This window comes from Streptomyces sp. Tek67B01 (assembly GCF_055231995.1).
Genome location: NZ_JBUYUY010000001.1, coordinates 6752352 through 6778084, shown reverse-complemented (window position 1 = coordinate 6778084; position 25733 = coordinate 6752352). Strand labels below are relative to the sequence as shown.

Annotated in this window: 33 protein-coding genes; 15 read left to right on the top strand and 18 right to left on the bottom strand. The window is 69.8% G+C overall.

The features are described from left to right. Positions 1-18: 18 nt before the first annotated feature. A complete protein-coding gene (locus ACV7NM_RS30815) occupies positions 19-348 on the bottom strand; it encodes a hypothetical protein (RefSeq protein WP_463413390.1) in 330 nt (109 codons plus the stop codon). Between the two features lie 338 nt (positions 349-686). Continuing rightward, positions 687-1607 carry an ArsR family transcriptional regulator gene (locus tag ACV7NM_RS30810; RefSeq protein ID WP_463413389.1) on the bottom strand — a complete coding sequence of 307 codons (921 nt, stop codon included), beginning with the start codon at positions 1605-1607 and terminating at the stop codon, positions 687-689. Between the two features lie 105 nt (positions 1608-1712). Between ACV7NM_RS30810 and ACV7NM_RS30805 the strand changes: the two genes are divergently transcribed. The 4 genes from ACV7NM_RS30805 to ACV7NM_RS30790 all read left to right on the top strand — a co-directional run bounded on the left by ACV7NM_RS30805 (position 1713) and on the right by ACV7NM_RS30790 (position 5314). Beyond that, positions 1713-3014, top strand: a complete 1302-nt coding sequence (locus ACV7NM_RS30805) for an MFS transporter (RefSeq protein WP_463413388.1) — start codon at positions 1713-1715, stop codon at positions 3012-3014. Between the two features lie 88 nt (positions 3015-3102). Further along, complete coding sequence (locus tag ACV7NM_RS30800; RefSeq protein ID WP_463413387.1) at positions 3103-3993, top strand: PhzF family phenazine biosynthesis protein; 891 nt, start codon at positions 3103-3105, stop codon at positions 3991-3993. 207 nt (positions 3994-4200) lie between these two features. Next, entirely contained in the window at positions 4201-4590 is a 390-nt protein-coding gene (locus ACV7NM_RS30795) for a hypothetical protein (RefSeq protein WP_463413386.1), read from the top strand. 247 nt (positions 4591-4837) lie between these two features. After that, complete coding sequence (locus tag ACV7NM_RS30790) at positions 4838-5314, top strand: ATP-binding protein (RefSeq protein WP_463413385.1); 477 nt, start codon at positions 4838-4840, stop codon at positions 5312-5314. Between the two features lie 180 nt (positions 5315-5494). On the opposite strand, the gene ACV7NM_RS30785 is transcribed toward ACV7NM_RS30790, so the two are convergent. From ACV7NM_RS30785 to ACV7NM_RS30745, 9 genes are all read right to left on the bottom strand, one after another. Beyond that, on the bottom strand, positions 5495-6163 hold the full coding sequence (locus tag ACV7NM_RS30785) for a DUF3618 domain-containing protein (protein WP_463413384.1): 669 nt from the start codon (positions 6161-6163) through the stop codon (positions 5495-5497). Continuing rightward, complete coding sequence (locus ACV7NM_RS30780) at positions 6139-6606, bottom strand: phage holin family protein (RefSeq protein ID WP_463413383.1); 468 nt, start codon at positions 6604-6606, stop codon at positions 6139-6141. Before ACV7NM_RS30780 ends, ACV7NM_RS30785 begins: the two co-directional genes overlap by 25 nt. 29 nt (positions 6607-6635) lie before the next feature. Continuing rightward, the gene (locus tag ACV7NM_RS30775; protein ID WP_463413382.1) at positions 6636-7406 is read right to left on the bottom strand and encodes a hypothetical protein; all 771 of its coding nucleotides are present in this window, start codon (positions 7404-7406) and stop codon (positions 6636-6638) included. 273 nt (positions 7407-7679) lie between these two features. Beyond that, a complete protein-coding gene (locus ACV7NM_RS30770) occupies positions 7680-9146 on the bottom strand; it encodes an amidohydrolase family protein (RefSeq protein ID WP_463413381.1) in 1467 nt (488 codons plus the stop codon). A gap of 539 nt (positions 9147-9685) precedes the next feature. Next, positions 9686-10546: a helix-turn-helix domain-containing protein gene (locus ACV7NM_RS30765; RefSeq protein ID WP_463413380.1), complete on the bottom strand. Its 861-nt coding sequence runs from the start codon at positions 10544-10546 to the stop codon at positions 9686-9688. A gap of 228 nt (positions 10547-10774) precedes the next feature. Continuing rightward, on the bottom strand, positions 10775-11140 hold the full coding sequence (locus ACV7NM_RS30760) for a hypothetical protein (RefSeq protein ID WP_463413379.1): 366 nt from the start codon (positions 11138-11140) through the stop codon (positions 10775-10777). Next, positions 11137-11397, bottom strand: coding sequence for a hypothetical protein (locus tag ACV7NM_RS30755; RefSeq protein WP_463413378.1), 261 nt, complete (start codon positions 11395-11397; stop codon positions 11137-11139). The genes ACV7NM_RS30760 and ACV7NM_RS30755 overlap by 4 nt, the downstream gene beginning before the upstream one ends. A gap of 312 nt (positions 11398-11709) precedes the next feature. After that, entirely contained in the window at positions 11710-12261 is a 552-nt protein-coding gene (locus ACV7NM_RS30750; protein WP_463413377.1) for a hypothetical protein, read from the bottom strand. Positions 12262-12610: 349 nt separating this feature from the next. Beyond that, complete coding sequence (locus ACV7NM_RS30745; RefSeq protein WP_463413376.1) at positions 12611-12907, bottom strand: hypothetical protein; 297 nt, start codon at positions 12905-12907, stop codon at positions 12611-12613. A gap of 913 nt (positions 12908-13820) precedes the next feature. On the opposite strand from ACV7NM_RS30745, the gene ACV7NM_RS30740 reads away from it, so the two are divergent. Beyond that, positions 13821-14156, top strand: a complete 336-nt coding sequence (locus ACV7NM_RS30740; protein WP_463413375.1) for an ATP-binding protein — start codon at positions 13821-13823, stop codon at positions 14154-14156. Positions 14157-14302: 146 nt separating this feature from the next. Here ACV7NM_RS30740 and ACV7NM_RS30735 read toward each other — a convergent pair whose 3' ends face one another. After that, the gene (locus ACV7NM_RS30735) at positions 14303-14788 is read right to left on the bottom strand and encodes an ArsI/CadI family heavy metal resistance metalloenzyme (RefSeq protein WP_463413374.1); all 486 of its coding nucleotides are present in this window, start codon (positions 14786-14788) and stop codon (positions 14303-14305) included. A gap of 88 nt (positions 14789-14876) precedes the next feature. Between ACV7NM_RS30735 and ACV7NM_RS30730 the strand changes: the two genes are divergently transcribed. Genes ACV7NM_RS30730 through ACV7NM_RS30715 form a run of 4 tightly spaced genes read left to right on the top strand, consistent with a single transcriptional unit; the run spans position 14877 to position 16706 of the window. Next, a complete protein-coding gene (locus ACV7NM_RS30730) occupies positions 14877-15257 on the top strand; it encodes an ArsR/SmtB family transcription factor (RefSeq protein WP_463413373.1) in 381 nt (126 codons plus the stop codon). Continuing rightward, complete coding sequence (locus ACV7NM_RS30725) at positions 15254-16048, top strand: aquaporin (protein ID WP_463413372.1); 795 nt, start codon at positions 15254-15256, stop codon at positions 16046-16048. Before ACV7NM_RS30730 ends, ACV7NM_RS30725 begins: the two co-directional genes overlap by 4 nt. Beyond that, entirely contained in the window at positions 16045-16200 is a 156-nt protein-coding gene (locus ACV7NM_RS30720; RefSeq protein ID WP_463413371.1) for a hypothetical protein, read from the top strand. Before ACV7NM_RS30725 ends, ACV7NM_RS30720 begins: the two co-directional genes overlap by 4 nt. Positions 16201-16232: 32 nt before the next feature. After that, positions 16233-16706, top strand: coding sequence for an N-acetyltransferase family protein (locus ACV7NM_RS30715; protein WP_463414124.1), 474 nt, complete (start codon positions 16233-16235; stop codon positions 16704-16706). A gap of 75 nt (positions 16707-16781) precedes the next feature. Here ACV7NM_RS30715 and ACV7NM_RS30710 read toward each other — a convergent pair whose 3' ends face one another. Beyond that, positions 16782-17615, bottom strand: a complete 834-nt coding sequence (locus tag ACV7NM_RS30710; protein WP_463413370.1) for a helix-turn-helix transcriptional regulator — start codon at positions 17613-17615, stop codon at positions 16782-16784. Positions 17616-17799: 184 nt separating this feature from the next. Here ACV7NM_RS30710 and ACV7NM_RS30705 point away from each other — a divergent pair, with 184 nt between their 5' ends. From ACV7NM_RS30705 to ACV7NM_RS30695, 3 genes are all read left to right on the top strand, one after another. Next, positions 17800-18024, top strand: a complete 225-nt coding sequence (locus tag ACV7NM_RS30705) for an Atu4866 domain-containing protein (RefSeq protein WP_463414123.1) — start codon at positions 17800-17802, stop codon at positions 18022-18024. Then, positions 18021-18755, top strand: coding sequence for an SDR family oxidoreductase (locus ACV7NM_RS30700; RefSeq protein ID WP_463413369.1), 735 nt, complete (start codon positions 18021-18023; stop codon positions 18753-18755). The genes ACV7NM_RS30705 and ACV7NM_RS30700 overlap by 4 nt, the downstream gene beginning before the upstream one ends. 253 nt (positions 18756-19008) lie before the next feature. Further along, entirely contained in the window at positions 19009-19536 is a 528-nt protein-coding gene (locus ACV7NM_RS30695) for a GNAT family N-acetyltransferase (RefSeq protein WP_463413368.1), read from the top strand. A gap of 131 nt (positions 19537-19667) precedes the next feature. Here the strand turns inward: ACV7NM_RS30695 and ACV7NM_RS30690 are convergent, their stop codons facing one another. Then, a complete protein-coding gene (locus tag ACV7NM_RS30690) occupies positions 19668-20216 on the bottom strand; it encodes an NIPSNAP family protein (RefSeq protein ID WP_463413367.1) in 549 nt (182 codons plus the stop codon). Beyond that, positions 20213-20680 carry a hypothetical protein gene (locus ACV7NM_RS30685; protein WP_463413366.1) on the bottom strand — a complete coding sequence of 156 codons (468 nt, stop codon included), beginning with the start codon at positions 20678-20680 and terminating at the stop codon, positions 20213-20215. The genes ACV7NM_RS30690 and ACV7NM_RS30685 overlap by 4 nt, the downstream gene beginning before the upstream one ends. Before the next feature lie 62 nt (positions 20681-20742). On the opposite strand from ACV7NM_RS30685, the gene ACV7NM_RS30680 reads away from it, so the two are divergent. Then, a complete protein-coding gene (locus ACV7NM_RS30680) occupies positions 20743-21669 on the top strand; it encodes a helix-turn-helix transcriptional regulator (RefSeq protein ID WP_463413365.1) in 927 nt (308 codons plus the stop codon). A gap of 81 nt (positions 21670-21750) precedes the next feature. Here the strand turns inward: ACV7NM_RS30680 and ACV7NM_RS30675 are convergent, their stop codons facing one another. From ACV7NM_RS30675 to ACV7NM_RS30665, 3 genes are all read right to left on the bottom strand, one after another. Further along, complete coding sequence (locus ACV7NM_RS30675) at positions 21751-22395, bottom strand: dihydrofolate reductase family protein (RefSeq protein WP_463413364.1); 645 nt, start codon at positions 22393-22395, stop codon at positions 21751-21753. Between the two features lie 433 nt (positions 22396-22828). After that, positions 22829-23671, bottom strand: coding sequence for an NmrA family NAD(P)-binding protein (locus ACV7NM_RS30670; RefSeq protein WP_463413363.1), 843 nt, complete (start codon positions 23669-23671; stop codon positions 22829-22831). After that, positions 23668-24093 carry a nuclear transport factor 2 family protein gene (locus ACV7NM_RS30665; RefSeq protein WP_463413362.1) on the bottom strand — a complete coding sequence of 142 codons (426 nt, stop codon included), beginning with the start codon at positions 24091-24093 and terminating at the stop codon, positions 23668-23670. The genes ACV7NM_RS30670 and ACV7NM_RS30665 overlap by 4 nt, the downstream gene beginning before the upstream one ends. A gap of 86 nt (positions 24094-24179) precedes the next feature. On the opposite strand from ACV7NM_RS30665, the gene ACV7NM_RS30660 reads away from it, so the two are divergent. Together ACV7NM_RS30660 and ACV7NM_RS30655 are read left to right on the top strand one after the other, a co-directional pair. Next, on the top strand, positions 24180-24788 hold the full coding sequence (locus ACV7NM_RS30660) for a TetR/AcrR family transcriptional regulator (protein ID WP_463413361.1): 609 nt from the start codon (positions 24180-24182) through the stop codon (positions 24786-24788). 211 nt (positions 24789-24999) lie between these two features. Beyond that, a complete protein-coding gene (locus ACV7NM_RS30655) occupies positions 25000-25701 on the top strand; it encodes a hypothetical protein (RefSeq protein ID WP_463413360.1) in 702 nt (233 codons plus the stop codon). Positions 25702-25733 lie beyond the last annotated feature (32 nt).

Sequence of the window (25733 nt, the reverse complement as noted above, 5' to 3'; positions counted from 1 at the left end):
TTTTGGGTGGGGGGTGGGTCAGTGAGACGAGACGAATCCGTCCGACCGGTCGAGGTGGAAGGGTAGGCCTGCGGCTCGTGGCGTCCAGCCGTTGGTGAGAGCGGTGCGGATGCTGTCGGCGACCTGGGCCGGCAGGACCGGGCTTCCTCGGGCTCCCAGCCAGTTGCTGGGATGGGGCTGGTCAGTGGTGATCACCAATGTGGTTCCGGGAGAGTCGGCGTGCTCTGCCGCGTAGGTGAGAGGTGACTGGACCAAACCCTGGCCGTAGGTGGGTCGCCCACGCAAGCGCCATCGGTAGGTGGTGCCGTCGACAGTGATCAGCCGCGATCCCTTTCGCACCAGTGCCATGTCCACTCCCTTTCCTGCTGTGACAGTAGTGAACGGCGGCCGGTCGTCGCCACGGCGGGGCGGTCGCAGTAACGGGCAGTCCCGGACGGCCGTCGGGCAGGTCGGTAGGGGGGGCCGGTGGCGCAAGGTCGTCGTTCCGGCCTCGGCACTTCCGCGGACCGCGGCCGCGATGCCGTGGAGGGTGTAGGAAGCGGGCCAGACACGTCACTGTCGAGGCCGTCCGTCCGCGGCTCCGGTCGTGGTGCCCGGGAAGTCACGGGAAGTCACTGACGCCGGAATACGTTTGGGGGTGCGGCGGTGACTCCGGAACCCGTCGTTCACCGGCCCTGGCGGGAGGCCTACGCTCGTTCCAGCAGCGCGTCGCCCAGCTCGCTCGTGGCGTAGTGCACCTCGCGCCGGTAGCGGTGGCTCGTGACGAGACCGGCCTCGCGCAGCACCGTGAGGTGCTGGGAGACCGCGCCCAGGCTGAGCCCCGTACGGGCCGCCAGCTGGGTCGTGGTGGTAGGCGAGCTCGTGAACGCCAGCAGCCTGGCCCGGCTGCGGCCCAGCAGCCGGGCCAGCCCCTCGCCGGACGTGCCACGGCGCTCCCACAGGGTGCCGACCGCCCTCGACGGGTAGACGGCGGCCGGCGGCGTCGGCCCGGGTCCGGTCAGCAGCCGGCAGCGGACCGCGAAGACGCTGGGGGCGAGAGTGATCCCCGTACCGTCCAGGTCGAGGAACTCCGAGGGCAGGTCGGGGAAGAGCAGGCGGTCGTCCGTCCAGCGCAGCGTGGGATGAAGGCGGCCGAGCACCGCCTGGATGCCGTCCTCGGCCAGTTGCCGGGTGCGATAAGCGATGTCCGCCTCCAGGACCGCTCGGATCCGGGGCCAGAACGGCCGGACCGCCGCTTCCCACCAGGCGCTCAGGGCGTCCGCCAGCTCCGGCAAAGCCACGCCCGGCTCCTCGGCCGGGCTGGCCAGCAGGATCGCGAGTTCCTCTTCGAATTCGGCCAGCGGGCAGCGTGGAGGGGGCGTCAGGAAGCTGGGGAAGTCCGCTCGTAGGGGATCGGGGACGGCCAGAGCCCGCAAGGGCGCGGTCCGCGCTGCCAAGGCCCGGTCCTCCCGCAGCGCCCGTACCGATCTGAGCCACGGCAGATGGACGGCGTGTCTCCCCGGATCCGAGGCGGCGGAGAAACTGGTGACGGTCTCCCAGAGCGGCGATATCGCGAACCTGACGCCCGCGACGTCCCGCACCCCGAACCGAACCTCACCCACACCCATCCCCCGCCCCCTCCGGCCGCCCGCGAGCCCGCCCGTCGGTCTGCCACCTTTCGGCCAAGACTAAAACAATGGCCGCCCCGGGTACGGCCGGCGATCTTCGTACCCATGACGCACCCCCGCCCCCGCGCCACCGGCCGTCCTCTGCGTGGCCGTCCGGTCATCGGTTCCGGCTTCCGCCCGCTGTGGATCGCTGACACCGTGAGCCAGTCCGGTTCCGCCATCACCCTGTTCGGTCTTCCCCTGGTGGCGATCGGTACCCTCGACGCCACCCCCTTCGAGACGGGCCTGCTCGTCGTCTGCGAGTACTTGGCCTTCCTGCTCATCGGCCTGCCGGCCGGTGCCTGGGTGGACCGGCTTCCCCTGTGTCCCCTGCTGGTCGCGGGGGACCTCGGCCGCGCCGCCCTGCTCCTGTCGATCCCCGTCACGGCCTGGCTCGGGGCGCTGACCCTCCTTCAGCTCTACGCCGTAGCGCTTGGGATGTCGGTGTGCACGGTCTTCTTCGATGTGGCAGCACAGAGCGCACTGCCGCGGCTGGTGGGCGGGCAAGGGCTGGTGCGGGCCAACGTCAGGCTGGAGGCCACCCGCAACATCACCCAGGTCGGCGGCCCCGGCCTGGCCGGAGCAATGGTCGGCGCGCTGACCGCGCCCGTGGCCCTCGCCGCCGACTCCCTCAGCTTTGCCGTCTCGGCGCTCCTCCTGTCGCGCGTCGGCCCCCTCGGGAGGCGGCCCGGGCCGCGGCCGGGGACGACGTTGCGCGCCGAGATCAGCGAAGGGTTGCGCTTCGTCTTCCGCAACCGTGCGCTGCGGGCCCTCTCCCTCGCCGCCGCCATCTCCAACCTGTGCGGGACCATCGGCGCGTCCATGCTCCTGGTGCTGCTCGCCGGTGACCTCGGGCTGTCCCCGCTGCTGTGCGGCGCGGTGTTCACCGCGGAAGCCGTCGGCGGGCTGATCGGCAGCCTGCTCACCCGGCGGATCGCCGCCGGGTTCGGCCAGGGGCGTGCCATGTGCGCGTCGCTGGTCGTCAGCGCCCTGCTGTGGCTGCTCGCGCTGCCCTTCTACCGGGCGGACTGGCGGTTCGCGGTCGCTGTCGCCCTCCAGGGGCTCGGCTGGACCGCCTTCATGACCTTCAAGGTCTCCTCGGTCTCCTACCGCCAGGGGCTGTGCCCCGAGCCGCTGCTGGGCCGGATGACCGCGACCTTCCGCTTCCTGGTGTGGGGGGCGATGCCGGTGGGGGCGCTCGTCGGAGGGTTGTTGGGAGAGCGGTTCGGGGCCCGGGCCGCCCTGTGGACCGGGGCGCTGGGTGAACTCCTCGCCGTCGTCCCCGTCCTCCTCTCGCCGGTGCGGACGGCGCGCGAACTGCCGGGCGCGCAGGAGCTGCGCCACGCCCCTGCGGCAGCCCGGTCCTGAACCCCCGGTCCCACCGGCTCACCGAGCCACCGGCTCACTGGCCCACCGGCTCTATCCCACCAACCCTGTCCCACCCAAGGAGCACCCTGTGCGCTACACCCACGTCGATGTCTTCACCGACCGCCCCTACAGCGGGAACAGTCTCGCCGTCTTCCCCGAAGCCCAAGGCCTCACCGCCGCCCAGATGTTGGCCATCACCTGGGAGCTGCGGCACTTCGAATCGGTGTTCCTGACCCGGGACCACTCACGGCCGCGCACCCACCGGGCGCGGGTCTTCGACCTCGCCGGGGAACTCGACTTCGCGGGTCACCCCCTCATCGGCGCAGCGAGCGTGCTGCACGCCCTGGAGGGCGCCCCCCGCGTCACCGGCGACGAGACCACTTGGACCGTGCGACTGAGGGACCGTACGGTGGAGGTCGCCACCCACCGCAGCGGACCACGGCAGTACGAGAGCACCTTGCGCCTGGGACCCGCCGAGTTCGCCGGCCGGCCGTATGGCACGGACCCCGCGACCGCCGCCGAGATCGCCTCCTGGTTCTCCCTCGAACTCCGCGACCTGGACCCGGACCTGCCCCCGGAGACGGTGTCGACCGGCCTGCGCTACCTGGTGCTGCCCGTACGGGGGGACGCACTGGCGCGCGCCCGCGTCACCATCCCGCTCGACGCTCCGCTGGCCCGACTCGGAGCCGGGTTCGCGTACCTCCTCGACGTCACCGCCATGGAAGGGCGGCACTGGACCAACGACGGCCTCCTCGAGGACACCGCCACCGGTAGCGGCGCGGCCTGCGCCGCCGCGTACCTGCGCCACCACGGCCGCATCGGCGACGGAGAGCCCGCCCGGCTACGGCAGGGCCGCTTCACCGGCCGGCCCAGCGAAATGACCGTCAGCGCACACGGCCGCGGGGAGGCCGTGCACACCGTGGAGGTCGGCGGCTCCGTCGCGATCGTCGGCCATGGGGTACTGGTCGAGCTGCCCTGACCCGCATGACACACATCGGCTGGTCTGAGCCCGGACCGGTCAGGACGAGTCTGCGCAGCCACTGACGGTCGGCGAATGGCACGACCTGAACGATCCGCGGGCCCAACAAGCCGGCGAACGCTCTCCTCGCCGACCGCCGACCGCCGACCGCCGACCGCCGACCGCCGAGGAATGCGCGACGCCCAGCACTCATGGCTCCCCGAACGCATGGAACACAGACGCCCGGGCACCCGCACGGACCAGGTCAACCACGCCGACAACCAAGGAGAGTCGATGATCCGCAACGCCGTGACCTGCGACCGTGAGAGCTGTCTCGCCCTGTACGTGGAGCCCGAGGGCAAGGACAATGCCCAGTTCGAGGACCTGATCACGGAAGCAGGCTGGGTCCTGCGGCCGGCATCCGTGGTCCTGCCGGGCCACCCGCCCGCGCCCGACGTCATCGCACACCTCTGCCCCGCCTGCGCAGCCGAGCGCGGCCCGGTCCTCGAACGCGGAAACTGCCCCACCTGCTCCGGCGCGACCGAGGACACGGACGCCGAGACCACCTGCCACTACTGCCGGAAAGTCGTCCCCCACCTCGCCGACAAGTGGTGCTGAACCGCCAACACGGCAGCCGGGGCCGCCCCACACCCTCCTGTTGCAACACGTCCGACGCCATGAAGTAAGCCGGGCCGGCCTCGCCCGTACCGGGCACTGCGGCCCGGCCGACGACCGAGCCGTCCGCCGGCAAGAGGTTCACTCCCGATCAACATATAGATCGTCCACGGGTGATGCATATGGTTGGACTGGAGGGGCAAGCGACCTTAGTCGGAGTGAAGATACTCGGGTTTAAGGCGGGGGCCACATGGACCAGGCGGAAGCGGATCAGGGGCAGCAGTCTCAGGCCGGTGGCCTGACGGCGGTGTCCGCCGTCTTCGAGAGCGATAGGAAGATCGCCGAGGCGCGCGACCTGGCCCGGGCCTTCCTGGTCGACGTGCAGGCGGTGCATGGGCTTCCCGTGTCCGAGCGTGCGATGGACATCGTCGCGCTGGTGGTCAGCGAGCTGGTGACCAACGCCCGCAAACACGCCCCGGGTCTGTGTTTGCTGACACTGGACGTCGAGGACGGGGCCGTCGAGGTCACCGTGTGGGACGGTGACCCGGGAATGCCTATCGTCAGGGCGCCGGACCCGGAGCGGGTGGGCCAGCACGGCCTGGAAATCGTCATGGCCCTTTGTCGAAGCTTCGAAGTTCGTCGCGAGCCGATGGGCAAACGGATCAAGGCAGCCGTGGTACTGGCCGACGACCCGGGCGGCGACATGGCCGGCCACCAGCCCGGCTGAAAACAGACCGCCACTTCGCTGGAACGACGCAACTCCCCCACGCCGCCGCGAACCCCTCCCGAACGACCCGTACCCCCCTATGTACCCTCATGGACCCGAACCGGGGCACCGGTTCGGGTCCATGAGGGTACGGGCAGAACGGAGCTCACCAGCCGGCGAGCCGCCCACTCCTCGTCGGCTCTACCGGGGAGGGCGCTGCGCTCCGGGGTCATCGGACACCTCGGCAACGGTGTCCCTTCCCATCCGGCGCAGTTCATCGGCGGTCTGGCCACTTGCGTTCCGCGCGTGCTCGGTCGTCGTGGAAACGGCGTCTTGAGCTGTACCCTTCACCGACTCAACCGCCTCGGCAACCGGTTCCTTCAGTTCTTCCCCGACTTCCTGAGCGGCATGCAGAGCGGTCTGCTTGACGGGTTCCAGCAGCTCGTCCGAGTGCTCGCGCAGCCGCTGTCCCGCTTGCTCCTCGACCTCAGTGGTAGGCAGCAGGGCTGCCGCGAGCATCCCGGCCCCGAAGGCCATCAAGCCGGCGGCCAGCGGGCTGCCCTGGGTCTGCCGTTTGATGCGCGCCGGGGCCTGCTGGACGGTCTCCTGAACGTTGCCGCCCGCCTCCCTGGCCGTCCCCGCCGCGCTGTCCGCAGCCTGATGCAGGCTCCCGGTGGTTCCGTGCGCAACGTCGTGTGCCGTGCCCATCACACGCTCCTTCACTCCGCTCACGTGGTCGCGCATCGAGGCGGCCTTGCGTCGGGCCACCTTGCTCGGGGTCATCCTGTCCGCGAGAAGGTCGACGTTGCGCGCCAGGTGCGCGCGCCGGTACTCCACGTCGTTCCTCAGCTCATCGGGTGTCGGGCCCATCGGGCGTCCTCCTTCAAGGTTTCCAGGGTGCGTTCCGGCTTGAGGTTGACGGCCCTCAGCCGCTCTCGGCCCTTCATGTACAGGACACCGCCCACCACGGCCCACAGGGCGGTCACGATCAGGGCCGCCCCCGCCGGGTTCATGACGTTGGCGAGGGCGAAGACGACGGTCAGACTGCCGAACAGGAGCGCCACGTGTCCCGCGTATCCGGCGCCGCCCAGCATGCCGAACGCTTTGCCGGCTTTACCGGACTCCTCCTTCACCTCCGCCTTGGCCAGTTCGATCTCATCGCGGACCAGCTGGGACAGGTCCTGGCCGATCTCACTGATCAGATCACCGAGAGACGGCTCGGCGCCCGTTGACGGCGGCGGGAGTGGGGGCGCGGTTGGGGGTGGGGTTGGGGGTGGGGTTGGGGGTGGGGTTGGGGGTGGGGCAGACGCCATCGGTCGATCATCGGACGAGAGAGCCATGCTCAGATCCCTCCCCCGGGCTGCTGGGGAGCGCCGTAAGGCCGCGGGCTCGCGGGCGGGTAAGACGGCGGCGCCGGGGTGACGTGCGGCGGCTGCGACTGTCCATAGGGTCCGAGGGGGTCCTCGTAACCTGCGGGAATGCCGCTCCGGTCAGCGCTGGGGACGGCCACTGAAAGTGAGTCACCCAGCCCCGTGGGCGGCCCCCCGATCGTGGTGGGGGTACCGGCGCCGACGCGCTCGTGCGAAGTACTGCCGGAGCCGTCCGGCGAGGCAGCCGCGCTGACGCTCTTGCCGGCCCGCGCGACGACGAACCCGGCGAGAGCCGCACCCGCCAGGAAGACTCCCGGGCGGCGGCGGGCAAAATTCCGCAGGTCGCCGATCAGCCCGTCGGGGCCCCGCTTCTCCACGTGGGCGGCCACCTGGTGCCCGCCGTCGGCTATCTGACGGGCCACTTCCGCCATGGTGGAGTCGGGTTTTCCGTTCTCACTCAACTCCCGTAGCTCCAGCGAGAGTCGGCGTACGTTGTCCGCCAGCCGCTGCGTCTGCGTTTCGGCCTGACCGGTCAGCTGGGTACGAAGCTCCCCGACGAGGTCCCTGGCCTGCGCGGTGGCCTCACCGACCACGTTGGCTGCCTGTTCCTTGGCCGTACCGCCCACCTCGGTGGCTTTGCCACCGACCAACGACGCCCCTTCACCGGCCTTCTCCTGAACCGTGCGTGCTGTCGCCGCCGCCTTGGTCTCGTCCGGTCGGCTCACATTTTGGAAGTCACTCACGGCTCCTCCTGGTGCATGGCGTTGGACGTTTCGAAGGGGCGCTTGCCCTGCTTTCGGTTCTTCACCCCCGCTCTGTCTGCCGGAACGAACGCGTCAGGATGGTGGCCGGCCCGCGACTTGGGCCGGCGCGGGAACCCCCGGCCTTCCGACCGTGCCGCGCGCCTCCGCTTCGCCGGAGCGAGCCGAGTACACCTCACGCCACACCAATCACCCTGCCCCTCAGCGATGGCTTCGCTCGGGAGCTGATCAGGGCAACGAGCGGATTGTCCTACGTCACGCGGCATCCCGTAGGCGGGCGGCGGCAGATTCCGCTTCTCGTACGATGCGCTCGGTGTCCACTCCGACCAGGCGGCCGTCGAGTTTGAGCGGGCGGCCGTCGACGAAGACGGTGTGTACGTTCTGGGGGCGGCCGTTGAAGACGATCTGGCTGACCCAGTCGAAGCGCGGTGCGAAGTTCAGTGTGGCGGGATCGATCACGATGAGGTCAGCTCTCTTGCCCGGGGTCAGCGAGCCGATCCTGTCGGCCATGCCGATCGCTCCGGCGCCGCCGAGCGTTGCGGACCACAGCACATCCTCAACCTGTGGGAAGACATCGGCGTGCAGTGAACGAGCCCGTTGGAGGCCTATGGCGGCCTTCATCAGGGCGAAGAAGTCCGAGGTGTCATTGGTACCGCCGTCCTGGCCGAGACCGACCTTCACGCCCTGCCGGCCGAGGTCCGGCAGCCTCATGACTCCCGAGGCGAGCCGCATGTTGCTCAAGGGACAGTGCGCGGCCCGTACGTCGTGCGAGGCGACGGCGGCGATCTCGTCGTCGCTCAGGTGGATCGCGTGGTTCATCAGCAGTCGCGGGCCCAGCGCGCCGATGTCGGTCAACACGCCGATCGGGTCGTCCGCGCGTTGTTCGACGCGTTCGAGTACGTGGCTGTTGAGCATGACACCCAGGTCTTGCGCGATCTCCCAGTGGAATCGGTTGAGTCCTTCGAGGGCCCGCGCGGCGTGCGTGGCGATCTGCGCCGAGGCCAGCGGGGACGGGTCGATCAGTTCCTTCTTGACCCGCGTCAGGAGGGTGGCCTGCGGCTCGGCCTGGAACATGGCGTAGGCGAAGCGCACTCCGGTGTCGGTCAGGGCCCGCACGTATTGCACGGTGGTGTCGTACGGGATGGCGTCCACCCAGTCCACGACCGTCGTCACACCGGATTGAACGGTGTCGAGGGCCGCCAGGCGCACGAACCGATACATGTCGGCCGGCGTGATCCGGGGGAATGTCCCCCGGTTGCACTCGGCCAGCCATCCGAACAGGTCGCGGTTCGCGCAGCCGCCGCGCATCGAGGACTGCCACAGGTGGGTGTGGATGTCCACGAACCCCGGCATGAGCAGCTTGCCGGAGGCGTCGATCACCTTCGTGCCGGGCGGTGTGGGGAGGTTCGTACCGACGGCCGCGATGACGCCGTCGCTGAGGAGGACGTCCGCGTGCTCGACCAGACCCAGCGGCCCGTTGCCTAGCGTGGTGTCCATGGTGAGCGTCAGGGAGGCGTTGTGGAGCAAGGTCGGCCGGGGCACTGGGCCGCCCTCGTCGGACGCCCGGTCCCTCGGCTGAGCCTGCCGAGCGCCGAGGACGAAGGGAGCGGCCGCGGCCATGCCCAGGCCGGCGAGAACGCCGCGGCGACTCGATGTCTCGGGGAGCGCGGGGGTCGGGGGCTGAATCGTCGGGGTGGCAGGACGGTCGCTGTGCGGATCCATGTCGTGATACCTCCCGATGGGCGCAGGACAGGCAGGTCATATCCACCCGGCAGACGGTGCGTCAGGTGTCCGGCGGATACCTGGATGGTCCGCCCTGTCGAAGCCTTCCGGTAGAGGCGTGTCAACATTTTGTGGAAGTTCCCTTTGTTCGAACGTGGTGACAGCCATGCCGCGTCGGCCGCGACGGCGAGAGCCTCGGCCGCGACCCTGGGGCCGCCGATCCCATGGTGTTCTTGCGCCCGCGCGCCCCGGGGCCGAACGAAGTCCGCCCGGTGGCAGTGTGGTTGAGCCAGTGGCCCGGCGGCGAGCCGGCCGTCTGGAGGACGCATGCCGCTGGGCGAGCCCCTGCGACGGCACGGCAAACGGCCCGGCCGCGGCAACAGCGCGAGTCCGGGGGCATGAGCACCAGTTGACCGCAAGATCACCGATCGACCGGCCTTGGCCGCAGCTTCGGGTCGCGTCAGGATGCCGGCGAGGCGGCGGGAGTGACTGCCGGTATCGATGACGGTGCCACCGAGCCCCAAGGTTCGGGGGCGGCGTCAGCCGGCCTCGCAGTACGCCTTGACCATGCCCTCGATCAAGTGCCGGGAATCGTCGGGGTTGAGGGCTTGGGCCTGGAGGTGGTCGAACATGACCTGATACGGGTACCGCTCCGCGAATTTCTCCAGGTAGAGATCACTGGTGAAGCGTTCCAGGTAGACGACTCCCGCGTCGGATTCGGGGTACGTGAGGATGGAGAACTGCCCTAACACTCCGGGATGGGCCCCGGCACTGTGGGGCAGGACCTGCACGGTGATGTGCGGTTGCGTGCCCAGGGAGTTCAGGTGTTCGAGCTGCTCACGCATGATGTCGTGGTTCCCGACCATACGGTGCAAGGCCGATTCGTCCAGGATGGTCCATAAGCGCAACGGGCGCGCGGGGTGGTGCGCACGGTGTTGGCGCCGCAGGCGCACCTCCAGGCTCACGGCGGCCTGTTCGTCCGTGGGGCGCGGAAGGGACTGTGCGATCACCGCGGCCGCGTACCGGGGAGTCTGTAGGAGGCCGGGTACCAGCAGGGCGTCGTAGGAGTGGATCGAAGCTGCCGCCGTCTCCAGCCCGATGTAGACGCCGTAGGGGACGTCGCCGCAGGAGACCCACCAGCCTTGGCGGCCCGATTCCTTCGCCATGCGCATCAACGACTCGACGACCGCCTGGTCGGTGATTCCGTAGATCCGGCACAAGTCCCGTACATCGCGCGGGTTGATCGGGCGGCGTCCGGTCTCGATGAGACTGATCTTGGGCTGGGACACCATCAGACACTTCGCCGCCTGTGATGACGTCATGCCCGTGGCCTTGCGGAGCTGCCGGAGCTCCGCGCCCAGCCGCCGTCTTCTGACGGTGGGATTTTCGTTGGCCGCCATGGGCGGTGTACCTCCAGCTCAAGACTTCACGCAGTGGTCACCTCACCCCACGGCCGACATCGGCACACGCATTGTGCATAGGCGATCCGGCACGTGCGACCTCCGCACGGCCGGCGTCATCAGTTCGGCCTAACGCTGCCCGGCGGTCCTGGCCGTCGGCGGTGACCCGAGCGGAGTGCGTCACGGGAGGGTGAACACGTCGCAGGACCGGGCACGGGGGGCGTGTGGTCAGTGGGTTTGGCCTATCCAGCGTCTAACGGCCGCGTACGTCGTCTCGTCGACTCCGGCAAGCACTTCGATCGCGTGTGGGTCGCCGGCGAGCAGTGTGATTCCCGCGGCCGTCAGGCACAGCTGGAGGTCAAGGCGTCGCCGGTCTCGTGCGCTCACAAGGTCGGGCGGGGGGCCGGAAGGAGAGACCAGATCATGGAGGTTCGACTGGGAGTCTTGAGCGCTCGTCTCCTCGTCCTCGGCCACGGCGCGCATGCCTGGAAACCGGTAGGGGTCGAGTACCCCTCGCGGCAGCCTCGGTGCCGGGACGGCGCCCGTGCGGTCGGGTTGTGAGCCGAACGCCGGCGGATCGGCCATGTTGTTCACAGGCGCTGACCTTGCAGGGCGTGGGCGCCTGCGGCGATGACTTCGGCGAGCTGGTTGGCGACCGCTGTGCTGCACCCGCCGAGCCGGACAAGACCACGGCAGCCGACCGGTCCGTCGTTGCAGAGTGAGGGCAGGGTCAAGCCGGCGAGCGCCAATGCGGCCTGAAGGTTCGTGACGGCTTCCTCGCCCGCCTGGTAGGCGGCGTCCTGGCTCCGCTTGTACCGGAGTCGTTCGGCGTGGGTGAGCTCGTGGGGCATGGTGTTGTCCTTGCGGGAGACATCGGGAAGCGTGCGGGGAGGTTTGGGCAGGCGCCACCCAAGGTGCGGCGACCCTGGTGCGGTGCGCGATGCGTGGAGGGCGGCCGCTCATTGCGCAGACCCGTAGGGCTGAGACCGTCGGCGACCCGTGACTAATGCGTTTTGATCTTCGTTCTCGTATTGCAAGTGATCACGCTCCCGGAGCGGGGGGACGGGCTGAAGTGAGGGATGAGCCGCCGACACCCGGCTGCGCCGTGCCGTCTGCACCGCGAGGCCGCGTCATCGCTGACGACGGGCGAGGCGGTACGGCTGTCATGATCCGTAGCGGAATCTGGCAGGGGCGGGAGCACGGGCGGGGGCTCTTTGATCCATCGCCGGATAGTCGGGGAGTGCGTTGTCCGGGCTGCTCACGACGGCCGGTTGTCGCAGCAGGAAGAGCGAGCGGCCGCGGTGTCGTGGCACGGGTTGGCGGGGCGGTCGGGTGAGGGTGATCTGGCGGACGAGTTGCTGGAAACAGGCCAGCGCGGCAATGGGTGGGAGCGTGGCCGCCGCCCGGGCCGCGAACGTGCCGGGCGCCTGCGCCACGCACAGGAGCGTGGCGAGGGTGGAGAACAGCAGGACGATGGACCATGAGTGCACGGCTCGACGTTGATGTAGGGCAGCTCGGAGGATGGACAGGGAAGCGACCACCCACGGCCCGTAGATCAGCAGCGGCCACCAGCTGACGACGTCGTCCGCGGTGCGGGGGCCGGCGCTGTGGCGCAGGGCTTCGCAAATGGCCAGACCGCTGAAGACGCTGACCACGGCGGCGATGGCGGCGACCAGCACGGCGGTGAAGAGACTGCCCGTCCTGAGCAGGGTCACCACCGATGATCTGGGCGGGGTCCGACGGTGTCCGTGGCGGGTCGGTGGCCGCGGCCTCTCACCGGTTCCCTGCATCGGCTCGGTGACCATACCGGCGAGAGTGTCCGTATCGGCGGCGGTCTCATCGAAGCCGAACTGGTCGAACGTCGTCTCCGCGTGCCTCGGCTGCCTGGCCTCTTGTAGGAGGTGGGCAAGTTCCTCAGCCGGATCCCAAGGGGCATGCATCTCGCCCGGCACCATGAGCGGTTGCTGGTGGGTGGCCTGTTGCTCGAAACCGGACGGGGGCCAGGACGCGGAAACTTCCGGGTGGGAGGGATGGAATCCGCCACCGTCATGCCGCTCGTACTGCTCAAACACCGGGGGTCTCCCCGGAGCACTCGCCGATGGGGGTTGCCGGCGGTTCCGTGTTCGGCGAGCGTCGACGGAACTCGTTCTGGATCCGGTTCACCTCCTCCAGGAAGTCCTCGAAGATCGAGGACGAATAGTGAAGATCCACTTCACACCCTTCGTTGCGCAGCGTCGCACCCTTGCTCGGGGTCCAGCCCGTGTACGTCCATTCGCCCACCCGTGCGCCTTCGGTGCCGACGTTGTATCCGTAGCGGCCCGCGCTCTGCAGAAAAATCTCCGCGTGGTTTGCATTTGTCATAGTCCATCAACGCTTCCCGCAGCGGGGAGGGTGTGGTCCGTTCAGGTGATGCCATGCGTTGTAAACAAGTCTTGACCAGTGTCTTTAATCATTTCTGTGCTCACGGAGCATGCGTGGTGATGGCAGATACCCCCCTCCTCCGAAGCGGTCGTGCCAGCTCACGGAAAGGGCACGGTGGCGATCGGATGGTGTCGACCGGGCAGCGCGACGGCCCTGCGCGCACCGGTTTTCGGCGCGCACTCCGCCGTATCGGGGCGCTCACTGGTGGCCGCGCGCCCCTATGCCGTTCGAGCCAGAGGAGGTGTCGCTTGGTCGCCCGCCTGGCTGCAATCGGCTGACAGGGCGCATCTCCGCATATGCCGGTGCGTTATGTCGGGGACGAAGGGCTGCACGACACGCGCCGCCCTTGTCGACAGCCACCGGAGAGGAACCGCTGTGCCAGACACCCTCTTGAGAATCGCTTTGATTTGCGCCGTCCTGGGCACGGGATGTGCCGCTTGGACCTCGTCCGGAATCGGGCGAATGCACCCTTTGGACGTCCGCGAACTTCGTCGCCAGCAACGCTTCAAGCACGTCCTGTCAGGGAAGTCGGAGGCGTCGAAACCCCACCCGCAAGGGGCTCCGGTCACGGCGAAGACAGCCAACGTCGCCGTCGTCTGTACCGAATGCGGCGCCTCATCAGGCCGGCCTTGAGTCCGTGGCCCGGGGCGTACACGTCCCCATCGATACCGCTGCCTGGCGGCTGAGGCCGTCCACCGGCAAGGCCGGCGAGGCCTACCGACGACGTGCACACACATGATCGGCGCCGAACAGGGTCGTCCCGCCGCTTACCAGGCAGGAGCAGGGGAATGCGGCCTGCATGGAAAGGACCAACTGTTACCAGATCAGGCCGGGCCCGCCCGGATTACTGTGCGTGGAGGCGAGGGAGCTGGCCCATGGCGTCCTGGCCGAGACGGGGGCACCGCCGCAGCAGGTAGAGGACGTGCTCACCGTGGTGTCGGAGCTGGTCTCCAACGCCCACCGCCACGGCGGCGGCGTCACCGCACTGCGGATCACCGCCCGTCTCGGCACTGTCACCATCGAGGTGTCCGACCGCTCACCGCGCCGGCCCCGCATACGGCCTTGGGCTCCGGCGCAGCCGGGAGGCTTCGGATGGCGGATGGTCAACCGCCTGGCGGACACCACCGACATCCACTCCCACCGCGGTGGAAAAACCGTCAGCGCCACCCTCACCATCAGCCGGAACTAGGCCCCGTCGGGGCGGACTTCATCAAAGCGGATCAAGGTCGGTCCGCGTCCGAAGCCCACCGTGGGACGCCCCGGGCGCGGCGGCACCGAGGGCCGCGTCTGTGCGGTCATCGCCACGCCCCCCGGGTGCCCGCCGGCCCCAGCGGGTCAACTGCCGCACCTGCACCTCTCGGCAGCATTCACGTCCGGTGTCCGGGCCGCGTCGACGACCTGCTCGTCGGGGGTGCAGCACGCGCCCGGGGTGGTGGTGGACTTCTGAAGGGTGCCCGCGTCGGCCTTGACGACGTAGACCTCCCACGGCTCCTTGCCGGGGCCGGTGACCCACACCTTGTCCTGCAGCGCGTAGCAGCAGGAGGTGTCGTTCTCCTCGAAGGTCGTCAGGCCCGCGTCCTTGAACCGCGCGGTGGCAGCGGTGACCTCGCCGGTGGAGGTCACCTCGACGCCGAGGTGGTCCAGGCGGGTGTCCTCGCCGGGCTCGCCCTCGATGAGGACGAGCTTGAGCGGGGGCTCGGTGATCACGAAGTTGGCGTAGCCGTCACGCCTCTTGGCGGGCTCGGTGCCGAAGAGCTTGGAGTAGAAGCCGATCGAGGCGTCGAGGTCGGCAACGCGCAGGGCGAGCTGAAGACGGGACATGGCGGTCTCCTTTTGGAAACGGCTTGTTTCGACATCTGTCGATACAGTCGACCTTGCCACCGGTATCGACAGCTGTCAATATTGAGGCATGTCGAAACAAAACGGTCTGCCGATGCTCGCGCAGGACGACGCGGCGTGTTGCGCGCCGATGGTCCGCGAGCCGCTGGGCGAGGAGGCCGCGGCCGAACTGTCGCGGATGTTCAAGGCGCTGTCGGACCCGGTCCGGCTGCGGCTGCTGTCGCTGATCGCCTCCCATGAGGGCGGCGAGGCGTGCGTGTGCGACCTCATCGGCCCGTTCGACGTCTCCCAGCCGACCATCTCCCACCACCTGAAGGTGCTCAGGGAAGCCGGGCTGGTCGGCTCCGAGCGGCGCGGAACCTGGGTGTACTACTGGGTACTCCCCGAGGCCCTGGCGAAACTGTCCGCCCTGCTCCAGATTCCCGCCGGGTCCTCGAAGGCCACGGCGTGAGCGCGCAGGCGCCGCTGATGCGGCGAGCGATGGTCGAGGGGCTCGGCACGGCCGCGCTGGTCGCGGTGGTGGTCGGCTCCGGAATCCAGGCCACCGAGTTGACCCGCGACATCGGGGTGCAGTTGCTGGCCAATTCCCTCGCCACCGTCTTCGGACTCGGTGTGCTGATCGCCCTGCTCGGTTCGGTGTCGGGGGCGCACTTCAACCCGGCGGTCACCCTGGCCGCCTGGTTCACCGGCCGCCGCACCGGCGACGCCCCCACCCTGCGCGACGTCGCGGCGTACGTGCCTGCCCAGGTCGCGGGGGCGATCGCGGGCGCGGTGTTGGCCGACGCCATGTTCGGAAAGCCGCTGGTTCACCTCTCCGCCCACGACCGGTCCGCCGGACACTTGTGGCTGGCGGAGGTCGTGGCCACCGCCGGGCTGGTCTGGCTGATCTTCGGCCTGGCCCGTGCCCGCCGCGCGCACCTCGCGCCGCTACTGGTCGCCTCCTACATCGGAGCGGCGTACTGGTTCACCTCCTCCACCAGCTTCGCCAACCCGGCCGTGACGATCGGCCGGGCATTCACCGACACCTTCGCCGGGATCGCCCCCGCGTCCGTGCTGCCGTTCCTCGCCGCCCAAATGATCGGCGCCGCCGCCGGCCTGGGCTTGACCGCCGTGTGTTTCGGCCGTCCGGCCGCCGAGGGCGAGGACGAGGGCGAGGACGTGGACGAAGTCGTCGTTCCGCATGGCGGGCAGCAGTTCGCCGCTCCCGGCCGTTCCGCCGAAGAAGGCGCCCTGGCCTCATGAGCACCTCCGCCAGCCCGTCCGCTCCGTTCATCTGTACGCACAACGCCGGCCGGTCGGACGTGGTGGTCACGATGGGCCGTGGCGACGCCTACCAGATCGAGCGGCGCACTTGCGGCCCGCTCGCCGAAGTCGACTTCCGGGCAGCGGCGTGAGGGCCACTACGAACGGCTTGCGCATCGCGCCGATGCTGCCGGAGCACGCTGAACAGACTTTGGCGATCTACCAGTTGGGCATCGACGAGGGCAATGCCACCTTCGAGACCACCGCCCCGACCTGGGAGGCATTCGACACCGCGAAGTCGACCGAGCACCGCCTGGTCGCACTGGACGAGGGCGGCCAGGTCCTGGGTTGGGCCGCCGTCGTGCCGGTGTCGGACCGGTGCGCATACGCGGGCGTCGTCGAGCACTCCGTCTACGTCCACCCCGAAGCCCGCGGCCGCGGCGTCGGCCTGGCCCTGCTGACCGCCCTGCTCGCCTCCACCGACGCCGCCGGCGTCTGGACGGTGCAGGCCGGCATCTTCCCGGAGAACACCGCCAGCCTCGCCCTTCACCTGCGGGCCGGGTTCCGCGTCATCGGCACCCGCGAACGCATCGGCCGCCACCACGGAACGTGGCGCGACGTCGTCCTCGTCGAACGCCGCAGCCCCACCATCACCTGACCTGCTTGCGCACGACACCCGGTCCGGCGCCTACCTCTCGGGCCCGCTCTTCGAGAGCTCGTCGCCGGCTACCCGCTACCGGGCGGCCCGGTGTGAGGTGGCGTGGAGGGACCCGAGGAGACTGAGGGCCTGTGCGCTGGAACTGTCGGGTTCCGCCTGGTAGACGACCAGCTGCTGGCCGGGAGCGTCACGTACGTCGAAGGCCTGGTAGGTGATGGTCAGTGAGCCGACGTCCGGATGCAGGAGGTGTTTGGCCTCCTGGGTCTTGCCGCGCACGACATGGGCGTTCCACAGACGGGTGAAGTCCGTGCCGTGCCCGGTGAGGCCGCGAACGAGTTCCCGCAGCCTGGGGCTGTCCGGGTCGAACCCGGCGGCCTGCCGCAGGTGGCCCACAACGGCCTGGGCCGTGTGGCCCCATCGTTGGTAGAACTGCCGGCCCGCCGGGTCGAGGAAGGTCATCCGGGCGAGGTTGTCCATCTGCTCGAAGGGGGAGTGCAGCGCCTGCGCCAGGGCGTTGGCCGCCAAGACGTCCAGGGTCCGGTTGATGACGAACGCCGGCGCGGCCGGGTAGCCGTCCAACAGCTGACGCAGGGCGGGGCCGACCCGGTCCGTGGTGTGGGCGAACCGGCCGGTGGGCACCGTCCCCGTCAACTGATGCAGGTGCGCGAGCTCGTTCGGGTCGAGCCGTAGGGCACGGCCGAGCGCGTCGAGCACCTGGGCCGACGGGTGGCGTTCCCGCCCCTGTTCCAGCCGGGTGTAGTAGTCCGCGTTCACCCCGGCCAGGACGGCGACCTCCTCCCGGCGCAGTCCGGCGACCCTGCGCACCCCGTGGCTCGCCACTCCGGCGTCCTGCGGGCGCAGGGCCGCCCGGCGTGCGCGCAGGAACTCTCCCAGATCGTTGTCGGTCACGCCCCCACCCTAGGCCGCGCGGGCCGTGTCCTGCCTGGGTGCACCGCACCCAGGCAGGACACGGCCTGGCCGCTCGCTCCTCTCCCGCCCAGACTCGGTCGGGCGGAACGGTTCCGCATCCATCGACGAACGGAGTCCGTCCTTGACGGGCAGCACAGAGCAGGGCCGGGCCGACGTGGTCGGCATGTGGGTGACGGCGGACGGACACATCCGCCAGGACCTACGGGCGGACGGCCGCTACGACGAGGCCCGCGGCCACCGCCGCAGCGCGTACACGGGCCGCTACACGGTGACCGGCAGTCATATCGACTACGTCGACGACTCCGGGTTCACCGCCACGGGCGACATCCGAGACGGGGCCCTCCACCACGAACACCTCGTGCTCCACCGAGAGGAGAAGCGGGCATGACGCCGACGGCAAAGGTAGTGCTGGTCACCGGAGCGAGCAGCGGGATCGGTGAAGCCACCGCCCGCCGGCTCGCCGCCGACGGCCACCGGTTGTACCTAGGGGCACGGCGCACGGATCGTCTCCACGCGCTCGCCGGGGAGCTCACCGCCGCAGGCGGCACGGCGGCGTTCCGGCGGCTGGACGTCACGGACGCCGCCGACGTCCGGGCCTTCGTGACCGCCGCACGTGACCACTACGGCAGGGTGGACGTGGTGGTCAACAACGCCGGGGTGATGCCTCTCTCGCCGTTGGAGGCACTGAGGACGGACGAGTGGGACCGCATGATCGACGTGAACGTGCGGGGAGTCCTGCACGCCATCGCCGCCGCGCTGCCCGTGATGCGGGCCCAGGGCGGCGGGCACTTCGTGAACGTCGCGTCCGTCGGCGCGTACGAGGTCTCCCCCACCGCTGCCGTCTACTGCGCCACCAAGTTCGCTGTCCGCGCGATCTCGGAAGGGCTGCGCCAGGAGTCCGCCGGAGACATCCGGGTCACCGTCGTCTCCCCCGGCGTGACCGAGTCCGAACTCGCCGAAGGCATCTCCGACCCCACCGCAAGGGAGGCCATGAGGGCGTACCGCGCGGTCGCACTGCCCGCCTCCGCCGTAGCGGACGCCATCGCGTACGCCGTCGCCCAGCCCCGGCAGGTCGACGTCAACGAACTCGTAGTCCGCCCGGCGGCGAGCGCCCGGTAGCCGCCGCCGGCTTCCCACCGTTCGTGGTGCTCCGTCACACGGCGGCGCCGCACTCGATCCGCGGGCGCTGAGGGGGCGGTCGCCACCGGGGACCGGTGCCGGCGGTCAAGCCGGGCGTGGCGCCACCGCCCGCCGGCTGCCCCGGCAGCGTCCGCCATGCTCCTGTTCAGAACGGGCCGTGAAAACGATGACGTGAACAGCCCGTCCGGCATCCTGCTGGCCAGGAGGCGGCACGAAGCAGGACCATGCCGGGATGGATCACTCACACGCGTCACCGACAGCGGTGCGTCTCGCGCGATACACGAAGACCGAGCAGACGGAAGTCCTCGGCGAGAGTGCCGATCCCTTCGGTGTCGCCGACACCGGCTTGACGTGGCTGCCCAAGAAGGAGCATTTCGGCATCAGGCTGGAAGACCGGCTCGTGGCGCACACCGGCCTGCTCAGAACGCCCATATCCATCGGGGACATCGAGACCGAGGTGGTGGGGGTCGGCGGCGTGGCCGTCGCTCCGGACGTGCGTGGACGAGGACTCGCCCGCCTCGTCATGACCGCGGCCTTGGACCACGCACGCACGATGGGCCCACGTCACGGACTCCTTTTCTGCCGGCCCCCGCTCGTCCCCCTATACCGGCGACTCGGCTGGCGAGTACTGGACCAGGATGTTCACGTCGAACAACACGAAGGGCCCGTGCTCATGCCGCTTCGAACCATGTGGACGTCGCTGCACGACGAGGCGGACTGGCCGGCCGGGGCGGTGCGCCTGCTCTCCTTCCCCCTGTGAGCAACCACGGCACCGCCAACGCCGGCAGTCGCCTCCGGCCGAGCGTCGAAGCGGCCAACCGAACCGCAGAGTGGCCAACCCGGACAGCGGCGATCCGCCCGTGCCTCCACCCGTGGTCCGCCGGGCAGGACTCAGGTCGTCACGGGTTCGAGTCGCAGCCTACGGCTCGGCCAGGGCGGTGGTTCCGCCGAGCCGAACCAGACCCTGACGTCCTCCCCGGTGCGGACCGGCAGGCGGGGGTAGTCGTTCTCGGCGTGCTCGGTGCGGTGCAGCGCGTGGCCCGGGTTCAGGTGCCGTGCGGCGTACGCGTCGAAGGCGGTCGGCCCGGACGGACGGCAGACGGTCGCGAGCACCTCACGGGAGCCGGGCGCAGCCATGAAGCCAGGTCCGCGAAGCAGCAGGACGTCGTCGCTGTCGCTCATGGTGGCGTTGGCCGCCTCGCGGTGCTCCCGCCAGACCGGGCCGGTGTAGAAGGACTCCAGCGAGCGCCGACGGCGCGCCATGTCTGGGAACGCGCGCAGCCAGACGAAACGGTTCGGGTCGTCCAGGTCGCGGAAGCGACCGCCGACGGTGATGCCGACCGCCTGCTGACCGGTCACGAACTCGCGCTCGAACAGCTCGACGAGCGTTTCCCGAGCTCCGGGACGCAAGGTGTACTGCCGGAGTTCTACGATGCTCACGCGCCGGCCCGCCCGGTGCGGGTGAAGTTCATGGTCCAGTTGTGCTCCCAGGTGCGGCCGTCGTCGGCGGAGAACTCCTGCTCCCAGCGGGCGCGGTCCGGACCGAGGCGGTACCAGGTGAAGTGCACCCGGATCGGGCGCCCGTCGTAGGCGTCGTCACCGTAGAAGTCCCCGCGGTCGCCGGTGAAGCCACCGACCACGGGCGGGTCCAGCCGGCCCGTCCGACTGTCGGACCAGTGGATCGACCAGCGGCCCGTCTCGCGGTCGAGCAGCCGCAGGGTCACTCCTTGGCGACCGAGGGTGGGGAAGGTGATCTCGTCGATGTTGCCGGCGCCCCCGAACAGGGGCCGGACCACGGCATGACCTGGGAACTCCACCCAGGTTCCGGAGCCCGGTTCGAGCGGTGCGGTGAGACGGCGGTTGGCCACGTCCCAGGAGCCGTGCAGGAAGTCGAAGTCGTTCATGCCTCGCAGGATAGGGACGGTCCCCTGACATCTGCTGTCAGTGGATGTGGATACTGGGCAGCATGCGCGCGAGCCGGCTCGTCACTCTGCTCCTACTGCTCCAGAACCGGGGCCGGATGACGGCCTCGCAACTGGCCGAGGAGCTGGAGGTCTCCGTCCGTACGGTCTACCGGGACGTCGAGGCGCTCGGCGCCGCCGGCATCCCGCTGTACGGCGCCGCCGGGCACGCGGGCGGCTACCGGTTGGTCGACGGCTACCGGACCCGGCTCACCGGACTGAACGCGGACGAGGCGCAGGCCGCGTTCCTCGCCGCGCTCCCCGGTGCCGCCGCCGACCTGGGCCTCGGCGAGGCGCTCGCCACCGCCCAACTCAAGCTGCACGCCGCCCTTCCGACGGAACTGCGCGAGCACGCCGGACGGATCCAAAAACGCTTCCTTCTCGACGCCCCCGGCTGGTACAGCGACGCCGACCGCACGCCCTACCTGGCGCCGGTCGCCGCCGCGGTCTGGGAACGGCGGGCGACCATGTTGCGGTACCGGCGCTGGCGGGCGCCGGAGGAGATCGAGCGGCGGGTGGAGCCGTACGGGCTTGTGCTGAAGGCGGGCCGCTGGTACCTGGTCGCGGGCGGCCCGTCCGGGATCCGCACCTACCGGGTCGACCAGATCCTCGGCCTCCGACCGTTGGAGGAGTTCGCCGTTCCGGACGGCTTCGACCTGGCCGCTTACTGGGACGACTATTTGGCCGACTTCCGGGCCCGGCTGCACACCGGGGAGGCCCTGGTGCGGCTCACCCCGGAGGGCGCCCGCCGTCTCGGGGTGACGCCCACGAGCGACGGGTGGACGGAGGCCAGGGTGCCGATCGAGTCGATCGACCACGCCTACGGGGAGTTCCTGCGCCTGGGCACGGGCATCGAGGTCGTGGCGCCGGCCGAACTCCGAGACCGCATCGCCGCGACCGTACGGACCTTGGCCGCACGGTACGGGGGCTGACCCGCGCGGAGGGCACTCCCGGCTTCGGCTTCGGCTACTCCCGGCGTCGGCTTCGGTTTCGGTTTCGGCGTTGCGGGCCGGTTACTTTCTCCAGAACAGGTGGTGTGCCACCCCGCTCGGGCTGGGGACGACCTCCAAGTGGAACCGGTCGAGCAGCTCGTCCGGCGACTCCCACAGTCGTAGTCCGGACCCCAGCTTCATCGGCGAGACAACCACATGCATGGTGTCGACGAGGTCGGCGTCGAGGAACTCCCTGACGGTGGTCACGCCGCCGCCGAGCCGGACGTCCTTGCCCTGCGCCGCCGCCCGGGCCTGCTCCAAGACGGTGGCAGGGTCACCGTCGACGAAGTGGAACGTGGTGTCGGACAGCGTGAACGAAGGACGCTTGTGGTGGGTCAGGACGAACACCGGAGTGTGGAACGGCGGCTCGTCACCCCACCAGCCCTGCCACTCAAGGTCCTGCCAGGGCCCGCGCTGGGGCCCGAACTTGTTGCGGCCCATGATCTCGGCGCCGATGTTGTGGGCATAATCCCGCGTCAGGTAGTCGTCCAGGCCCCGGCTCCCTCCAGGGGCGGTGCGCATGGGCCAGCTCGCCGTGGCACCGGCCCAGGCAAACAGCCTCTCGGGATCGACATGACCGAACGGCCTCTCGAGGGTCTGCTCCTCACCGGCACCGATCCCGTCACTTGAGACGTTGAAGTTCTGGACCCGCAGTAGCTGAGTCACTTGTCTCCTCCTGTGCTGTCGACAACGGTGGTAGGACTCGCCGGGCCGGGAAAACTCATCGGCGCGTCCGTGACCGGGCAGAAACCGGGCTACCCGCCGCCCCGTCCTCGTTCCAGAATCCGTCGCGGCCCCCGGTCGGGGTGGGCGGGTGATCGGCCGTGCACCCGGGTCTGTCGGCCCTTCCATCGTCCTCCCGCGGCGGGACCGACGGGACTGACGGGGCCGACGTTCTGCCGAACAACACAATCCTCAGTCGGTTCCGCTTTCGTGTCCGGAGGCGGACGGATCGAGGTGCGGGCCCGCGGCGCCGTCCTCGGAGAACGGCGAAGCGAGCGGGCCACTTCCCTGGTCCCCCAGCTCCCGCGATTCGCAGCGCTCGACCTGCTCGGTGAGGTGCGTACGCAGGCGTCGACCGGTCTCACGGGCTGTGCCTTCAAAGGCGCAACTCTCCTTCAAGGTGGGTCCGGAAAGTGCGCGGGGGTCGACCGGTGAGACGCTGGACGCTGTCGGTGACGCGGTCCTCCGCCCCGGCGGCGATGGCACGGTCCATGTCGGCCAGTATCGCGGCGAATTCCACCGGGATCTGTGCCGCGAGGCGATCACGCATCTGCTCATGGGACAGACGGCGGTGGGTCACGGGCCGACCGGTGACGTCGGTGATGATCGCGGCGATGTCGTCGTGGCTGAGTGTCTCGGGTCCGGTGAGGACGAGATCGGTGTTGGGGGCTTGCTCGTCGGTCAGGGCGCAGACGGCGACCGCCGCGATGTCCTCGGCGTCGACGAAGCCGACCCGGCCGCTTTCGGCGGCGGTCCGGATGATGCCGTGGTCGCGGATGCCGCGGGCGTGCGCGTGCGCACCAGTGAAGTTCTGCATGAACCACGAGGGCCGCAGTACCGCCCAGTGTTCGAACAGATCGGGCAGGGCCCGGTGCACCATGCCCACCGCCGGACCGCCCTCAGGGATGGCCGAGGAGCTCAGCAACACCGCGCGGTGCACGCCGGCGGCGCGGGCCCGATCGAGGAACGGCAGCATCACCGCCGCGGGGTCGGCGTCGCCCAGTGGCGGTATGAGGTAGACGCGGTCGACTCCGTCGAGGGCGGCGGTGTGGGTGGTGGGGTCGTACCAGTCGAAACGGACCGCCTGTGCGCCGGGGACCGGGCGGGCCTGACGGCTGGCCGCCTTGACGCGGTGGCCGGCGGCCGTCAGTTGCGCGGTGGTGCGGCTGCCGGTGGCGCCGGTGGCGCCGATGACCAAAGTGGTGTCGGTGGTGGTCATCGGCTGCTCCCGGTGAAGACGGTGTCGTGTTCGAGGACGGCGAGGGGGTTCCAGTAGTCGCGGTAGGAGGTGATGCGCCCGTCTTGCACGGTCACGACGGCGATGTAGGTCATGTCGAAGGGAGCGCCAGTCGCCACCAGACGGCCGACGCCGCGCATCTCGACCACGATGGTCTGCGGATCGGTGGTCTGGTGGATCCGCAGGGCGGGGAAGTCGTGCAGGTCGATGTGGTCGGGGTAGTGGCGCATGTAGGCGGCGACGGCCTCTCTGCCTTCCAGCCGTTGGGGCCGGCCGGCGGGGGCGAAGGGGAACTCCATGAGGCCGTCCTCGGCCCAGAGGGCGACCCATGCGGGGATGTTCTTGTCGAGCAGCAGTCGCAGGCTGTGGCGGTACAGGTCCGCGGGCGATGTCGGTGCGGACATGGATGTCCTCCAGCTCGTAGAATACGGACCATCGGTCCACTTAGACGATACGGACCACGGGTCCGCTTTGCAACTGGAGGAGCAGCATGCCCGAGCGCAGGTCTCGCAAGGACGCCGCCCGTAACCGGGAGGCCGTCCTCGAAGCCGCCGACGCCCTCTTCGCCCGCTGCGAAAGTCCCGAGGACGTCACCATGGCCGATGTCGCCGCAGCGGCCGGCGTCGGCAAGGGGACGCTCTTCCGGGCCTTCGGCGATCGCGCCGGGCTGCTCCGCGCACTGTACGAAACCCGCCTCGAACCGGTCAGGCAGGCCATCGAAACCGGCCCGCCGCCCCTGGGGCCCGGCGCTCCACCTCAGGAGCGCGTGGCCGCCCTGCTCGACGCGGTCCTGTGCTTCAAGCTCGACAACCGACGCCTCGCGCTGGCCCTGGAGGAAGAGGCGAGCAGCAGCCCCTACCAGGCGGAGCATTACGGACGGTGGCACGGCTTGCTGCGAACCGTACTGGGGGAGATCCCCGGCCTGAACGACAGCGACTTCACCGCCCACGCCCTGCTCGCCGCCACGCGAGCCGACCTCATTGAGCACCTGGCCGGGAATGAACGCGTACCGCGGGAAGGAATGAGGGCACAGTTGGCGAACTTCACGAACAGGATCCTGTTCTCCGGCCTACCGCAACGGTCGACCGCCGCAGAGTGACCGAGGGCGCGGGCAACTCCGCACTGAGCGCAACCGCCGCGGGGATTCTCGGAACCTGCCCGTTTCGGTCCGCGTACGGGTGGGGACCGTCAAGGCGCATCCGGCGGATCATGAGTGTTCCGACCAGTGCGGGGGGAGACCGACCGGCCTCCTGTAGACGGTGATCGGCCATCAGCTGACGCGGACAGGCCGCGCAGGCTTCAATGAGGCCATGACCACGCCAATACCTCCGACTTCGCCGGCCGTCCTGGAGACGATCGCGGGTAGCGCCGCACTGGACGAAGTCCTGGCGAGTATGCACACGCGGCGGCCGGTGTTCCACTCCGAGGCCGATCTACAGCACAGCTTCGCCCTCGCCGTGGGCGAAGTCGCGCCGGACGTCAGGTGCCGCTTGGAGGTCCCGGTTCGCGGGAGCATCGCGTCAGAGTATCTGGACCTGCTGTGCCTGGGGCCGGCACGCCGTACGGCCATCGAGTTCAAATACGTGACCCGTGAGTGGTCGGGCACAGCAGGGACGCCGCCCGAGGAGTACGCCCTGCGCGCGCACAACGCACCGGACGTCGCACGCAGAGACTTCGTGCGAGACGTGGGGAGGCTCGAACGCTTCTGTGACCGCGAGGACCAGAACGGGCTGGCCCTGCTCATCACGAACGAGGCCTCCCTGTGGCGCCCCAGACAGCGCAGGATGCCCTCCAGGGACGAGGAGTTCCGCATCCACCACGGCCGCGAGCTGAGCGGCACGTTGCTGTGGGCCGGTGGCTCCTTTCCCGGCAACACCCGAGTGCCGCGCGGGGCCTACTCGCTCGCCTGGCGCCCTTACGCACTGCTGGAGGGATCAGGAGGCGAGTTCCACTGCCTCGCGGTGTTCGTCGCTCCGAATCCAGACCGGCTCTCGCCGCCGCACGAGGCTTGACAGGGGCGGAGGAGCCACATGCCCGGCGCGCA